The following is a 700-nucleotide window of genomic DNA, read 5'->3' as shown; positions in this document are numbered from 1 at the left end:
TTGCACCTGTAGGGTGAGACTGCGCCATGAACCGTCATGGTTCTAAAAGGCAGAGAATTTCGGCCTTGTATAAATAGTTAAATGTTTCCTTCGGATATTTTCTATACCGTCACTAACGGCGTCAATGCACTATTTATATCATTATCAACCAAGTATCGGGATAGATACATAAATAACTCAATGGGTGAGGAGAGAATAGGTGGCATTATTTCATGCGGAGTTAAAAATAAATAGGCGACATCTGTTGCTCGGCATGAGCGCGCTCGCCACCGTAGCCAGCTTTGCACAGTCGAAGGGTTTTGCGGAACCATTACATCAGTCCGATAGCGTATCACGCTTTATGTCTGTATCGAAAATTCTCGTCCCTCATCAACTGAACCCTGTTGTCGGCCATAGAATTTACGTCGCGCTTAATGATGTCGAAGAAAATTTTGATAATACGATACACGCAATTCACAATTTCATAGTAAAAACTGCTTCAGTGGATGTTGAACATCTTATGCCAGCATTGACAGATGAGAAACTGCAAAACTCGGCACTGAAGATAATATCGGCGTGGTATTCGGGTGTTGTGCACGGAAAATCTGGCGATCATGTAATCGCTTTTGAAGATGCGCTCATGTACAAAGTAAGCAGCGATGTCATGACGATACCATCTTATACTACGGGCTATCACCTTTGACCTATATGAGCCCATTTT

1 protein-coding gene is annotated in these 700 nt (G+C 42.6%); it reads left to right on the top strand.

Going from position 1 to position 700, the window contains the following annotated elements:
• Positions 1 to 199: 199 nt before the first annotated feature.
• Entirely contained in the window at positions 200 to 682 is a 483-nt protein-coding gene (locus B7449_RS18225; protein ID WP_082084949.1) for a sugar dehydrogenase complex small subunit, read from the top strand.
• Positions 683 to 700 lie beyond the last annotated feature (18 nt).

The organism is Komagataeibacter intermedius TF2 (assembly GCF_000964425.1).
In the GTDB taxonomy this organism is placed as follows: Bacteria; Pseudomonadota; Alphaproteobacteria; order Acetobacterales; family Acetobacteraceae; genus Komagataeibacter; species Komagataeibacter intermedius.
The sequence above is the reverse complement of the archived record's forward strand: the minus strand, read 5'-3'. Positions and strand labels throughout refer to the sequence as shown.